Source organism: Desulfosporosinus cupriresistens, from assembly GCF_001707885.1.
GTDB lineage: Bacteria > Bacillota > Desulfitobacteriia > Desulfitobacteriales > Desulfitobacteriaceae > Desulfosporosinus.
Window position 1 is genome coordinate 1 of the sequence record NZ_MASS01000079.1, and the last position, 14,355, is coordinate 14,355.

A 14,355-nucleotide genomic window follows, 5' to 3' on the forward strand; every position below is an offset into this window, starting at 1 on the left:
GTGCCTTGAGAGGACAGCATTGATGTCTTTGCCGGATTTTAGAATCTTGCGTTCGCGGGAACATATCAACAGCTTTTTGGCTGTTTTTCCGTAAACCGACGTTCGAGGGAACATATTGACTTAATACGCATAATAAGAATTTGATGCTGTTAAGCATCCTTGGGCTCATCATTTTCACAGTCATCCTCCAGACGATTTTTTCTTTTCTTATAAATGAGGTTGGTCAGCCATAAGGCGATAAAGCATAGAATAAAGAGTTGAACACTCATAATTACAAATATCCCCAGGGTTAGAAATAGGTTTTCGCGACAGGCCTCATATCTAAAATATTTTATGACTGTCACTGGCAAGCTGAACACGATCGCGGAAATCGTGCTAATGATCAGGTTCGTTTTGAGCGTGGGTCTCAAATGACGATCCCATATCCCCGCTTTCAGGCAGCTAACCAGCAAATACACAGCAAGGATCATGAAAATGATCATCTCACCCGCAAATTGAACAAACGGCACACCCAATAATTCTTGAACAATGATTGCCACTAACAGCGCCCAAAAGCAAAACCACACGCCATTATGCTCAATTTTCAATAATCTTTGTTCCTGCATTTCATCCAGAAGATTTTTAGACATTTTCATTCTCCTCCCCAAACAGTTCATCTAGGCTTTTCCCCAGCGCCTTGCAGATGGCGCGGCACAGCTTAATCGTCGGATTATATTCGCCTTGTTCGATGGCGTTTATCGTTTGCCTTGATATTCCGACTTTCTCTGCCAGAACCTTTTGTGTCATATCCATCCCCGCGCGGGCAACCTTGATTTTAATGTTTCTGCCCATGTCATCGCCTCCAAGATAAAAATAACATATAAATTAATAGATGTCAATTATATGTTACATTAATTAATTTATAGATGACAAATAATCCTTCAATCACTTACTTCAATCCTTCAATGAAGGTGTTAAAAGGTCTATAAAATAATTTTCAATTCACCGTATCCAGCGAATGCATAAAATTACTTACTTCTCCACAATCATTTTATAAATGGCCTCCACCATGGCCTTGGTTTGATCGGCCTGTTGGATTTTACCGGCCTCTCCCATATTTAGCGGTTGGGCGAAACCCCGACCCAGATACTTCGGCGGATGACCAAAACGCTGCGCAAAGAGATTTACAAAACGCAGATTGAGTTGGCGGAATATTTTCCCGAGAAACCTGCAGAAACGGCGACAATTGAGGAAGAAATTGCCCTTGCTATATGAATGCGTTGAATCAACAATGATAGCACGGCTCTTTACCAACCCCTTTTCGATGGCTTGGCGCATAGTTTCGGCCAGCATTTCTTCTAAGATGTCTTCGGTAATACGTGTCTTGCGGAATTTTGTGAGCAGACTTGGACCTATCGTATTATCTTCGGGATCAAGACCGATAAAGTATTTGAATGCCATGTTATAACCCAAATTGTCTACCAATACCTCATCGGACATATCGTACATGCGCTTTAAGAACATGATCTTGAACATCATCTCCGGCTCTTTTGCCGGTCTGCCAAAAGCTTCACAGTATTGCTTTTTTAACATTGGATTTACAAAACCGAAATCTATGTTTTCTTTGATTTTCCTGAGCAGATTGTCCTTTGGAACCACTACATCGTATAGATTACCATATTCTGATAATTTCAACTGATTGTCTATCCTCAACATTCCCTAAGCCCTCTTTTAAATCGTTATTTACTCTTCAATTATCCTATTTTTCCTGAAAAGAAGCCACTGCTTTTTAGGCAATGGCTTCTTTGACTTTTTCAGTGTCCCGTTATTTATCAGCGTTTACAGCCGTCTTATTTCTCAACCCTTGACATCAAGACAACACTCTCAACATGCCCTGTCCACGGAAACATATCCACAGGCTGTACGCTTTCGACCCTATATCCCCCCTGAGTTAACATCCCAAGATCCCTTGCTAAGGTTCCCGGATCACAGGACACATAGATCATGCGCTCTGGTTTCAACTCAAGTAGTCGTTGCACTACGGCTGGATGCAATCCCATACGTGGTGGATCTAAAACAACCAAATCTGGTTGTTCCTCTATTTTCATCATCCGGCTCTCAACTTTTCCCATCAGAAATTCGACATGACCAATTGCGTTATTAATTACAGCATTTTGGATAGCATCCTCAACCGCATATGAATTTTCCTCGATGCCCGTAACCTTCTTGGCCTTTCGAGCTAACGCCAAGGCCAAGGTTCCGATCCCTGAATAAAGATCCCATACGGTTTCTTCTCCAGTCAGATCAGCTACGGCCAAGACGTGTGCGTAAAGAACATCCGTTTGAGGCGGATTGACTTGCAAAAACGATAGCGGCGACACCTCGAATGTCAGATCGAGAATCGTTTGGCTAAACACTTCGTCTCCCCATATTAGCTCTAATCTACCTTCCGCGCTAATTCCCCAAACAGATCGAAGCCCTTCCTTGGAAAGGGCCTCAAAAAAATCAGAATTTGCTTCCTCAGAAATCACCTTGCTTGGAGGCCCCTCTAAGAGAAGGAGTCCTTCACCTTTTGTGTTTTCACGAAAGGTTAAGGTGTGTATTTCAGCAAATCCCTCCCGCAAAAACTCTTCGGTCAGTCGTATCCAGCGATTCATGCGTTCACTTAAAAGGAGACAGTCTTGAAAGTGAACTAAGTCCTTTGATCTTTCCTTGTAATACCCCAATTTTCCGTCTGGTTCACGGTGGAGACGTGCCTTATTGCGATAGCGCCAAGGGGCTGACATGCCGATGGTGGGTTTAACCTCCACGCTTAGTTTTCCGATTCTAGAGAGGGCATCCTCGACCCAGCGTTGCTTCCACTGTAGAGTCTCTTCGTAGGTCATGTGCTGAAGCTGGCAACCGCCACACCCTTTATAGACTGTACAAGGAGCATCGATACGCTCTGGAGAACACGTGATAATCTTCTGTAGTCGGGCCCGCTGCCATTTTTTCTTAGCATGATACACCGCAACTTCTCCTGTTTCTCCAGGAAGAAGCCCTGGTACAAACGTAGCAATCCCGTTCAAATACCCTACACCTGAACCGTCCGAGATGAGACGGAGACATTCTAAGTTCGACTTCTCGCCCAAGGTATCTTGATCAACCATATTATTCATAAACATCTCCTTCTTAAACAATTATGAGTGCTGAATCCATAGCGCTATCGCCATTAAAGTATTCCAGGTCCCATGGGCAATAATGGATGGCCAAATACTTGAGGAGCGTTGGTAAACCCAAGTGAGTACAACCCCGCCAATAAACAATGGTAAAAACCGCACTATATCAAAATGCAGCGTTGCGAAGAACATTCCTGTCAGCAGCATTCCTTTAGCTTTGCCCAGGGTTTGACGAAGCGGTGGGTAGATTAAGCCACGAAAAAGCATCTCTTCTTTGATTGGAGCTACTATTCCACCTAGAGCAGTAAGGAGGAAAAATTCCCACTGATAGTTTACCCCTTTTACTGCTACAGCAAAACTCTGAGGAGCTGGAACTCCTAGCAATTGCGTCAAGATGCTTCCTAAAAAACCGATAACCACAAATAATACTGCCCCGACTACGAATCCTAATATGACATATCGTTTCAGCGGCTTAACAAACCCCAGGTCTGAAAAAGGTCGGCGTATAAGGCGGAGAAATATCCCGATTACAACGAAATAAATTAACACATCTCCTAAGCCAACCCCAACAAAGTTAAGAATTCCATGCAACGAATCTAAATCTTTCGGAGTTTCCAGCCATCCGAGTGGAAATTCAATTAGTGTCACAAGGGCAATTAGAAACAGCCCTTGCCAGATATTCCAGATCGGTTGTCGTGGCGGAATCCGCAGCTGATTTTTTTTACCCATCTCATTCATCCTCTATCTTTAACTTTTCAAAATGCACCAAACCTTCCCTTCCTTTACCAATTCTAACGGGTTAAACATAGATTGTCCATAAATCAAAAAAAAGAAGGGACTCGATGATATCGAGACACCCTTCATACTCTGCCCATTCCAAAAGGAATGACGCTTATTCTAATAAACTCTATTATTTCTTAACCCATATTTTCATTTTCTTTGCTTCATCGATTAGTTCTTGCTGGAAGTCAGGATGAGCAATTGAAATCAAAGCTTCAGCACGTTGCCATGACGACAGTCCTTTAAGGTTGACCTTTCCATACTCTGTAACGACAAACTGAACGGTCGTCCGCGTATCTGTAATCACTGAGCCTAATGTCATAACCGCTTTGATGCGGGAGTGAACTTTGCCTTGTTTATCTGTAAAGGTGGAGGGTAGGCAGATAAAGCTTTTACCTCCTTTAGAATTGTAGGCTCCTTCCACAAAGTCGAGTTGGCCGCCGGCGCCACTAATAATATTAGGGCCAGCTGTTTCAGAACAAACTTGTCCAGAAAGGTCAATTTCTAAGGCACTGTTAATCGAAATTAATTGGTCGTTTTGCGAAGCAATAAACGGATGATTCGTATAATCAACAGGGTACGCTGCTAATGAAGGGTTATCACGAATAAAATCATAGAGTTTCTGGGTTCCGGCAGCAAATGCATAAACCATCCGGCCTCGGTCTAATTTCTTGTTAAGTCCGGTAACTTTCCCTGCTTCCGCCATATCCACAAAACCATCGACCAACATCTCTGTATGAATCCCTAAGTCCTTAAGATCCGATTGAGCAATCATTTTTCCTAAGGCATTCGGCATTCCGCCGATTCCCAATTGAATACATGCCCCGTCATGAATCTCAGGCAATACGTACTCCGCAATTTGTTTATCGATTTCAGATGCGGGGGCCGAGGGCAATACTGGGAGCCCTCTGTGGCCTCCTTCGACTACATAATCCACCTTGGAAATATGAACGGTATTGTCATACCCACCATGGGCCCTAGGCATATCTTCATTGACCTCAACGATAACAGCTCGCGCTTTTTCAATTGCTGCTGCATAGTGAGATACTGAGACCCCAAAGCTGAAATAGCCATGTTCGTCCATTGGAGCCACTTGAATGGCTACAACATCCGTCTGCAAATTTTCACGTATGTATCGAGGTACCTCAGAATATTTGATAGGAATGTAATAGGCGAGACCCTTTTGGGCCAATTTTCGTTCGCCTCCGCCCATATGCCAGCTATTCCAAGTAAAATGTTCTCGCTCGGGATCACATTCTACAAAAGGCAAGGGGGTCAACATAACCCCTCCCCGCAAGTTTACATTATGAAGTTCGTCTTTACGCCGGGCTATAGCCTCTCCTAACAAAAGTGGGCTGCTTGCAGCCCAAGCATACTCTACCCAATCTCCACTCCGGATCACTTTTACAGCTACGTCGGCAGTGACACACTTCTTAAGATACTCATCTCTAATCATTACTACATCCCCTTTTTCTTTCCTAACTTTTTTCTCTTCTAAAATCCAAACTATGTTCTTCTCTACTCCTATCGGTTCAGGCATGACGACAAAGGCAGCAACCTCGTCACTAATCCCCGAAGCATTAAGGCCATTACTATTTTTATTTTGTTATAAGTGAGCCACCATTGTTGCCTACACGCTTAAACCTCCTTCGAAGGTTGGGATTAGAGATACTGCGAATTTATGAGATTCCGAATGTACTGAATTATCTTGCAATTATCATGCCAATCACTATTCGGGAGATTCAGAATCTTTAATTGACGCTAATGCCAAGCCTTCGGGCGATTATCCTGATGAATTTCTAAACTGCTCGTACTCTAAATTTGTATACTGTTGTGTACACCATTTAGGAGTAAAACTCTCAAAGCGCTTTAGAGTATCTAGTTTTCAGAATCATGTCAACTTTCAGATACATGTACAAATAAGTTGACACTAACGTCGTAAAAGCAGGCGTTGGTTATAACCCAAAAGCCTGCTTAGTTATACACACTCTCATTAAATTAATGAATACATGGTAGCACCCGAAGACACTGTCTTCGCACGTATTAACCTTCTTGTTAGCCTTATTAGCAAAGGCACTTGCACTTATGTGCTGGCCATTGGACAGCCGAGTGTCCCTGTAGCCAAGTCTTGAACAGGACGTTCGAGATTAGAGCACCGCCAAGGATGGCGAGAAGGGACCTTCCAGAAAGTATGGAACGAAAAGTTATACTTCTGCCTAGTGAAAAAAAGCGGCTTTCGCCGCTTTTTTTAGATCTGAGTGTTTCTTCTATTTGTGTTGCTTTAGCATATCTTCATAAATGTAAACCAGTTCTTTGTCAAAGAGTGAACGCTTCATGTCGACGGCTAATGCTCTAACCCTTGACAGCATTTCTGCCGCATCTTCGTCATTAATTTCTTTTCCATATTCATTTCGGAATTTTGCCTTAATAGAGGCCGTTCCCGAGTGCTTTCCGATGACGATCTGCCGTTCAAGCCCTACATCTTCAGGACTGAATGCTTCATATGTTCGAGGGTTCTTTAAAGCTCCATCGGCGTGAATTCCTGATTCATGAGCAAACATATTACTGCCTACAATCGACTTCCAAGGAGGCAACATCCGACCCGAAGCCCGGGCGACATATTCGGATACTTCTACAAAACGTTCTGTCGCAAAAGATAAATCTGTATCAAGGAGATGTTTTAAGGCCATAACCACTTCTTCTAAGGCAGCATTACCGGCCCGTTCCCCCAAACCATTCACCGTCACGCCAACATGCGACGCTCCGGCTTTAACTCCAGCTAGTGCATTGGCGGTTGCCATTCCAAAATCATCATGGGTATGCATTTCGACGTCTATACCCGATTTTTCAATCAGCGTTCTAATATTATCATATGTTTTGAATGGATCGAGGATTCCTACGGTATCACAATAGCGCAGACGATTAGCACCCGCTTTTTTAGCCTCGTTGGCAAATTGCACTAAAAATTCCATATCAGATCGGGAAGCATCTTCTGCATTGACGGAAATATACATCCCTTCACGTTTAGCAAATGTTGTTGCTTTGATCATCCGTTCCAGAACATCCTCACGGGTAGTCAAGAGCTTATGTTCAATATGAATATCCGAGGTGGAAATAGAGATTGCCACTGCATCCACACCACAGGCCAATGAGGCCTCAATATCGGAAATTACCGCTCGATTCCAACCCATAATACTTGCTTTTAAACCCAGTTTTACAATATCACTAATGGCCCGCTTTTCATCGCCGCCCATGACCGCAACCCCAGCTTCGATTTGCTGAACACCTAACTCATCAAGCAACCGGGCGATGCGCATTTTTTCTTGATTCGAAAAAACTACACCAGCCGTTTGTTCCCCATCACGCAAGGTGGTATCCACAATCGTTAAATGTCTCAAACAGACTCACCCCTCATCTTTAAATCAGAAATTTATTGCACCGCTTAGATTATATCCTTCTTATACTAGCATAATACCTTTAAAGTTTGAAGCTAGCCTATTTCCTTATACAGTATACTTAGTTAACAAAAGATTAGTTATTCTCCTGTGACAAGATGAAATTGAAATAAAATAAGGGCTGTTACAAAATAGGTGCGCAGAAAAATAGGTCACAAAAAATACGCCTTGAAATGGCTTATTAAGCCTAATCAAGACGCATTTCCTGTTTTCGGGGCTATGACGATAATTTTTCCTTCAGCAGTTGATTGACCAGACCCGGATTAGCCTGCCCCTTAGTGGCCTTCATGATTTGCCCGACGAGGAAACCGATCGCCCGATCTTTTCCTGCTCGGTAATCCTCTACAGATTGGGGATTGGCGGCAATCACGCCGTCAATAATTCCCAGCAGCGCACCTTCGTCACTAATTTGGGCGAGCCCTTTTTCCTTGACAATTGTGCTGGGATCTTTACTTGTACTATACATTTCTTCGAGAACACTTTTAGCAATCTTACCGCTAAGGGTTCCTTTATCCATGAGTGCCAGGAGTTCCGCCAATTGTTGAGCTGAAATCGGAGAATCTGCCACACTGCACTGATTCGTGTTCAACAAACGAGTAAAGTCGCCCATAACCCAGTTCGCCAAGGTCTTGGCATCCCCACCGCAGGACAAAGCGGCATCAAAGAAATCTGCCATGTCTTTCGCTTGGGTAATGACGCCTGCATCATAGGCAGATAGCCCCAATGTTTGCAGCCGGGCACGACGTGCCGCTGGCAGCTCGGGCAGGGTTTTACGAATTTTCTCCACCCATTCCCGGTCTATAACCAGAGGAACCAGATCAGGTTCAGGGAAATACCGATAGTCATGCGCCTCTTCTTTAGAACGAAGGGATAAGGTGATCCCCTGGCCCTCATCCCAGGTGCGTGTCTCTTGAACTACATTTTCACCCGCCTCTAGCACTCGGGCTTGACGAGCCACTTCATACTCCATACAGCGCCGAACAGAACTGAAGGAATTTAAGTTTTTTGTTTCTGTACGAGTTCCCAAGGTTGTCGCTCCAAGCGGCCGCAGCGAAACATTGACATCGAATCGTACTGAGCCTTGCTCTAAACGGCAGTCTGATACTTCCGTATATTCCAGAATCTGCACCAATTTTTCAAGGTAGGCCAGAACCTCCGGAATCGAGCGCATATCAGGTTCAGACACTATTTCCAATAGCGGTACCCCAGCTCGATTATAGTCAACAGAGGACTCGTTAGATGTGGTGATGGTTTCTCCACTGTGAACGAGCTTACCAGCATCTTCTTCCATGTGGGCCCGGGTGATCCCGATCCACTTTTTATCCCCCTCGACCTCTATCTCCAGTCCACCCTTGATACAAATGGGCAAATCAAATTGGGACGTCTGATAATTTTTAGATAAATCCGGATAAAAGTAGTTCTTGCGGTCAAACTTAGAAAACTCCGCGATATCACAATCTAAAGCCAAACCAGCTTTAATTGCATAATTTACAACTTCACGGTTAAGAACTGGCAGCGCTCCGGGCATCCCCAGACACACCGGGCAAACATGCGTGTTTTGTTCTCCCCCAAACTCGGTTGTACAACCACAGAAAATCTTCGTCTTGGTTTGGAGCTCAACATGAACCTCCAGCCCACAGACCATTTCGTATTTATCAGCGACTACCACAAGTCAGCACCTCCCGCGCAAGATTCGGTTTTAACGTGTGATATTGGGTGTTTTGTTCAAAAGTATAGGCTGCTCGATATAACGTGCCTTCATCTAACGCTTTACCCATAAGTTGCAGGCCGATCGGTAAACCATTGACAAATCCCGCTGGAATAGAAATTGCCGGAATTCCCGCCAAGTTAATCGGAACAGTCGTTATGTCCGATAAATACATGGCTAAGGGGTCGGCCACTTTTTCGCCAAACTTAAACGCTGGAGTCGGAGCCGCCGGGGAGAGTAAAACATCAAACTTCTCAAATGCCTGATCAAAATCCTGTTTAATAAGGGTTCTGACCTTTTGCGCTTTGAGATAATAGGCATCATAATACCCTGAACTTAAGGCATAGGTCCCGAGCATGATTCTACGTTTTACTTCTGGCCCAAACCCTTCCGCCCGGGTCTGTCTGAACATACCTAAGACATCGTCCGCCTCGGCCCGAAACCCATAACGCACACCATCATAACGAGCAAGATTTGAACTGGCTTCAGCTGTTGCAATCAGGTAATAGGCAGGAATAGCATACTCTGTATGGGGCAGAGAGCATTCAGCGACTTCCGCACCTAAATCGATCAGAGTTTGAATACTGGCTTGAATCCCTCGGGCAACGTCCGGATCAATACCTTCACCGAAATACTCCCGGGGAATCCCAATCTTCATGCCTTTAATATCATTGACCAGGAATTTTGTATAGTCAGGTTTGTCTTGGGGAACGGATGTTGAGTCCAGCGGATCGTAGCCGGCGATGGCATTCATCACCAAGGCATTGTCTCGCACAGTTTTGGTCAGCGGACCAATCTGATCGAGTGAGGACGCATAAGCTATCAAGCCATAGCGAGAGACCGCTCCATAAGTTGGCTTCATTCCAACCACCCCGCAGAAGGCAGCCGGTTGGCGGATGGAGCCCCCCGTGTCTGACCCCAGGGCAAAGGCAGCTTCATCTGCTGCTACGGCTACTGCAGCGCCCCCGGAAGACCCGCCTGGAACATACTCTAAGTTCCAGGGGTTCCTGGTTTTTGTGAAATAAGAATTCTCCGTCGAAGAACCCATGGCAAACTCATCCATGTTAACTTTACCGAGCAGAATCGTTCCTGCAGTCCGCAAACGGTCGGTCACCGTTGCATTATAGGGTGGGATGAAATTTTCCAACATCTTTGAAGCGCAGCTTGTGCGAACGCCTTCCGTGCACATGTTATCCTTCAAGGCCATTGGAATTCCTTCTAAAGCCCCTAAGACTTCTCCTTGGGCAATTCTTTGGTCAACCTCAGCAGCTTGAGTTAAAGCCTGATCTTCCAAGACCGTTAAATACGCTTGGAGATCAGGGTCCACTGCCTGGATACGATCTATGTATGCTTTCGTCAATTCAGTGGAGCTAATGTTTTTGTTAACGAGCAACTCATGTAGTTCACTGACTGACTTTCCAATACTCAATGATTCCAACTTCCACAGTCTCCCTTCTAAGTAAGACTAATTTTCGGTACTCTAAAGAAACCCTCTTCCCCATCTGGAGCATTTCGAAGAGCTTTTTCATGATTGATCGAGGATTTCACTTGGTCCTCGCGCAGTACATTGTGTAGAGGAACAGCATGTGCTGTTGGCAGCACATCGTTCGTGTCTAATCTCTCCAACATAGCAGCATACCCTAAAATGGAGTTAAGTTGCTCTGTATATTCTTGAGTTTCCTGTTCGGTTAACTCTAGGCGCGCCAATGCCGCCACGTATTCAACGTCTTCACGTGAAATTGCCACCTTATTCACCTTCCCTTTGGATAGTTTGTTGCTTTAACCTCTATCATAGCAAATATGGAAGAAAGGGGCAATAAAAACGAAAAAAGCAACTCACATTTCGACTCTATCCTGCCTAGCGGTACCTTTATTATCGAGTCTGAAATTAAGAAGCAACTAGTTGGTAATCTCGTAAAACAATTCGAATTACCGACACTTTTCAGAGAGAACTGTTATACTTAAAACATGGAGGTGAGTATTAATGGGTGGCAATCCAATACAATTTGATTACACATTCATATTTATATTTCTCCCTATACTTTTTTCTTTGATATTTTTGGGGCCCGCTGTTTATTTATTGGTAATTGCTATACGATTTTTCAAACGCAAAACTGTTATCGATCAAGAGATATTACAGAAATTAAATGATCTAATTAAACTGCAAACAAAACCTGCTGACAAAAAGTATGATAGGGACTAAGAACCAATCCCTACTCCCTCTCTGGATATATAGAAAAACTTGGCTGCCGCCCTTCGCAAACTTGGCGAAGGGCGGCAGTATTAGTTGCATTTATGCTTTAAATCATTCGGTAGCTTAGTTAACTTCTATACAAAAAAAGGTCAAAGCCGTTTCACGACTCATATGCCATCAAACACTAGTTTTAAATCGATCATAAAATCAGGAAAAACAGATAATTGGACTGTATCTTCCTCAGTGTACGCTTCTGGACGGCCGTATCGTTTATTTTCCTGTAATGTGAACACGTTTATATATTTTCCGTCTGGTTCGACAATCCAATATTCTTTGACGCTGGCCATTTCATAACGGTTAAACTTTATTACCCTATCCTGCTTGGCAGTCGATGGTGAGGATATTTCAATGATTAAAATGGGTACTCCAAAATATCCTGTTTTCCTAAGTTTAGTTTCATCACATACTACAACAATATCTGGCTGTAAGATATTTGAAATGTCATCGTCCTTTTCATTATGCTCTGCCAGACATAAGTCGAAAGGTGCTGCAAACACTCTACATGGTTTATCAATTAAGTAGTTCGATATTTGCCGGTGAAGTTCACTAGATATGCTTTGGTGTTGCCATTTAGGAGCAGACTGCAGATAAGGTACACCATTAATTATTTCCCAACGTTCATTTTCTGGCCAGGTTAGGTAATCAGCGTAAGTATGTTTTTTATTTTCTTGCGGTAAGGACATATTGATCGTCCTTTCTCTTTTTCTATATATTACCATAGTAATAAGCTCAAGTGAACCTCCTTGCCTAAAAAGTGTCTACAAATAGCGATAGGTGCAAGTAGGAATGGTTTCTTCCGCGCACTTCCGCAGCATCTCTGATACTACAATACAATATAGAAGGCATCAACAGATAAATACATTACAAATTGCTGAGCTATCTTTTCCTTATATTAGGATCACTCGTAATTTGGAATTGAATTGCAAGCTATTTTGTATATTTTTCCATTATTTCATCCGGAAATTCTCCTGTTATTACAATAGTAATATTGTTAATTGTTGCCGTAGAAGGTACAGGTATTTCCTTAAAAAATAAATCAGTCAAAAGTGAATAATGTCTCCTTCTGCACTGGAAATCATCCTGCAAGATACCACAATTCTTTTGCGGTCACCGTAATCCTATTTTATTAACATGTCAGATACGACAAAAAAAGGGACCTCACGGCCCCTGATAATAAAACGTATATCTGAAGTTCCATACAAGAACTGTCTACTTCCTTCTAAATATCTGATATCTCCACCGTTAAATACAAATCATTGGGTTGGAGAAGCCGCAATCAGTTGTTCAAATTCCTCTTCCGTCAAAACAGCTACTCCCAGTCCCTGCGCCTTCGTAAGCTTTGAGCCAGCCTTTTCTCCTGCAATGACAAAAGCCGTTTTTTTGCTGACAGCGCTTGCTGCTTTTCCACCATGCTCCTCGATGAGCTTCTCAATCTCCCGCCGCTCCCAGCGCTCTAAAGAACCGGTGACCACAATGCTTTTTCCAGCAAAAATCTGAGGTTTAGAGGATTCTTCAGCTACCATCGATACGCCTGCGGCACGCAACTTAGCAAGAAAATGGCTTGTACTTTCCAGACCAAAAAACTGTACCAGACTTTCGGCCATCGTCGGTCCAACGTCCGGAATCGTTTGCAGCTCCTCTAGCGTCGCTTCCTGAAGTTTATCCATTGAACCAAACGTCTGAGCTAAAATCTTCCCTGATTTTTCGCCTGTGTGGCGGATTCCCAAGGCGAAAATCAAGGGCGCCAGACCCCGCTCTTTGCTGTTTTCAATTGCTGCCAGCAAATTCTCCGCCGATTTTTTGCCCATTCGTTCCACTGGGGTTAACTGATCGAACGTTAAAGCATAGAGATCCGCGGCATCTTTGATCAAGCCCGTATCTAGAAGTTGTTGAACAACGGCAGGTCCTAATCCATCAATCGCCATGGCATCCCGAGAGACAAAATGAATGATTCCCTCCCGCTGCTGGGCAGGACAAGTGATGCTCTGACAACGATAGGCGACTTCCCCTTCATCTTGTCTGACCAGGCTCTGGCATTCCGGACAAACCTCCGGCATTTCAAACAGCCTCTCCTCACCGGTACGTTGTTCAGGTAATACCCGGACAACCTCCGGGATTACGTCCCCGGCTTTTTGTAAGAGGACGTGATCCCCGATGCGGATATCCTTTTCTCGAATGTTATCCAAATTATGTAGGGTTGCGCGGCTCACAGTGGACCCTGCCACAGAAACTGCTTTAAGGACAGCCGTAGGCGTCAGGACCCCCGTACGGCCCACTCGGATGATGATGTCCTCGACGACTGTTTCCACCTGCTCCGCCGGAAATTTATAAGCAATTGCCCAACGAGGACTTTTGGCGGTAAAGCCCAGTTCCTCCTGCAGCGCAAATTCATTCACTTTAATCACTAGACCGTCAATATCATAGGGGAAACGGTGACGCTCTGAAGCCATTCCTGCACAATAATCAATAATCTCTTCGACATCGCTAAAAACCTTATACTCGGGGTTTACGACAAACCCCTGCTGCTGTAAATATGTAAGAACTTCCGTTTGTTTATGTAGACCTAATTCTTTGGCCGACAACACTTGGTAAGCAAAGTATTCTAACTTGCGCTGGGCCGTGATTCGAGAGTTAAGCTGGCGCAAAGATCCGGCTGCTGCATTGCGAGGATTGGCAAAAGGGGTCTGCCCTTCATCTTCTCGTTCCTGATTCAAACGAGCAAACGACGCTTTAGGCATATAGCCTTCTCCTCGGACACTTAACTTCGGAACTGTATCCTTCAGAAGCAAAGGAATGGAGCCTACCGTTTTAACATTGGCCGTGATATCCTCGCCAACGGTACCATCTCCACGGGTTGCCCCCCGAACCATAAGCCCCTCTTCATAGGTTAAGGCGACCGTTAAGCCATCTATTTTGAGCTCGACAACATAGTCGACTAACGGGGCCACTTGACGTACGCGTCGGTCAAACTCTCGTAAATCACCCGCCGCAAAGGCATTGTCTAAACTGAGAAGAGGTTCC

General features: G+C 44.2%; 12 protein-coding genes. All 12 read right to left on the reverse strand.

The window, feature by feature from the left end:
* Nucleotides 1-149: 149 nt before the first annotated feature.
* Nucleotides 150-629, reverse strand: a complete 480-nt coding sequence (locus DSBG_RS19845) for a DUF6773 family protein (protein ID WP_068966490.1) — start codon at nucleotides 627-629, stop codon at nucleotides 150-152.
* On the reverse strand, nucleotides 622-831 hold the full coding sequence (locus DSBG_RS19850; protein ID WP_068966492.1) for a helix-turn-helix transcriptional regulator: 210 nt from the start codon (nucleotides 829-831) through the stop codon (nucleotides 622-624). The genes DSBG_RS19845 and DSBG_RS19850 overlap by 8 nt, the downstream gene beginning before the upstream one ends.
* A gap of 180 nt (nucleotides 832-1,011) precedes the next feature.
* On the reverse strand, nucleotides 1,012-1,695 hold the full coding sequence (locus DSBG_RS23450) for a transposase (protein WP_068966494.1): 684 nt from the start codon (nucleotides 1,693-1,695) through the stop codon (nucleotides 1,012-1,014).
* Between the two features lie 134 nt (nucleotides 1,696-1,829).
* Nucleotides 1,830-3,137, reverse strand: coding sequence for a 23S rRNA (uracil(1939)-C(5))-methyltransferase RlmD (gene rlmD / locus DSBG_RS19860; protein WP_083236992.1), 1,308 nt, complete (start codon nucleotides 3,135-3,137; stop codon nucleotides 1,830-1,832).
* 21 nt (nucleotides 3,138-3,158) lie between these two features.
* Nucleotides 3,159-3,866: a CPBP family intramembrane glutamic endopeptidase gene (locus DSBG_RS19865; protein ID WP_068966498.1), complete on the reverse strand. Its 708-nt coding sequence runs from the start codon at nucleotides 3,864-3,866 to the stop codon at nucleotides 3,159-3,161.
* 181 nt (nucleotides 3,867-4,047) lie between these two features.
* A complete protein-coding gene (locus DSBG_RS19870) occupies nucleotides 4,048-5,373 on the reverse strand; it encodes an acetyl-CoA hydrolase/transferase family protein (RefSeq protein WP_068966510.1) in 1,326 nt (441 codons plus the stop codon).
* An 811-nt stretch (nucleotides 5,374-6,184) separates the two neighbouring features.
* Nucleotides 6,185-7,315: a homocitrate synthase gene (nifV, locus tag DSBG_RS19875; protein WP_068966500.1), complete on the reverse strand. Its 1,131-nt coding sequence runs from the start codon at nucleotides 7,313-7,315 to the stop codon at nucleotides 6,185-6,187.
* Between the two features lie 274 nt (nucleotides 7,316-7,589).
* A complete protein-coding gene (gene gatB / locus DSBG_RS19880) occupies nucleotides 7,590-9,041 on the reverse strand; it encodes an Asp-tRNA(Asn)/Glu-tRNA(Gln) amidotransferase subunit GatB (RefSeq protein ID WP_068966502.1) in 1,452 nt (483 codons plus the stop codon).
* Nucleotides 9,028-10,518: an Asp-tRNA(Asn)/Glu-tRNA(Gln) amidotransferase subunit GatA gene (gene gatA / locus DSBG_RS19885; protein ID WP_176716337.1), complete on the reverse strand. Its 1,491-nt coding sequence runs from the start codon at nucleotides 10,516-10,518 to the stop codon at nucleotides 9,028-9,030. Before gatA ends, gatB begins: the two co-directional genes overlap by 14 nt.
* A gap of 17 nt (nucleotides 10,519-10,535) precedes the next feature.
* Nucleotides 10,536-10,826 carry an Asp-tRNA(Asn)/Glu-tRNA(Gln) amidotransferase subunit GatC gene (gene gatC / locus DSBG_RS19890; protein WP_068966504.1) on the reverse strand — a complete coding sequence of 97 codons (291 nt, stop codon included), beginning with the start codon at nucleotides 10,824-10,826 and terminating at the stop codon, nucleotides 10,536-10,538.
* A 615-nt stretch (nucleotides 10,827-11,441) separates the two neighbouring features.
* Nucleotides 11,442-12,017 carry a Uma2 family endonuclease gene (locus DSBG_RS19900; RefSeq protein ID WP_068966514.1) on the reverse strand — a complete coding sequence of 192 codons (576 nt, stop codon included), beginning with the start codon at nucleotides 12,015-12,017 and terminating at the stop codon, nucleotides 11,442-11,444.
* 570 nt (nucleotides 12,018-12,587) lie between these two features.
* Nucleotides 12,588-14,355 (reverse strand): NAD-dependent DNA ligase LigA (gene ligA / locus DSBG_RS19905; RefSeq protein WP_068966508.1); only part of this gene is annotated, 1,768 nt, incomplete at its 5' end.

Excerpts from the sequence above, each read along its gene's own strand:
- DSBG_RS19845 (WP_068966490.1), bottom strand. The coding sequence starts at position 629 with ATGTCTAAAAATCTTCTGGATGAAATGCAGGAACAAAGATTATTGAAA.
- DSBG_RS19850 (WP_068966492.1), bottom strand. The coding sequence starts at position 831 with ATGGGCAGAAACATTAAAATCAAGGTTGCCCGCGCGGGGATGGATATG.
- DSBG_RS23450 (WP_068966494.1), bottom strand. The coding sequence starts at position 1,695 with ATGTTGAGGATAGACAATCAGTTGAAATTATCAGAATATGGTAATCTA.
- rlmD (WP_083236992.1), bottom strand. The coding sequence starts at position 3,137 with ATGAATAATATGGTTGATCAAGATACCTTGGGCGAGAAGTCGAACTTA.
- DSBG_RS19865 (WP_068966498.1), bottom strand. The coding sequence starts at position 3,866 with ATGGGTAAAAAAAATCAGCTGCGGATTCCGCCACGACAACCGATCTGG.
- DSBG_RS19870 (WP_068966510.1), bottom strand. The coding sequence starts at position 5,373 with ATGATTAGAGATGAGTATCTTAAGAAGTGTGTCACTGCCGACGTAGCT.
- DSBG_RS19900 (WP_068966514.1), bottom strand. The coding sequence starts at position 12,017 with ATGTCCTTACCGCAAGAAAATAAAAAACATACTTACGCTGATTACCTA.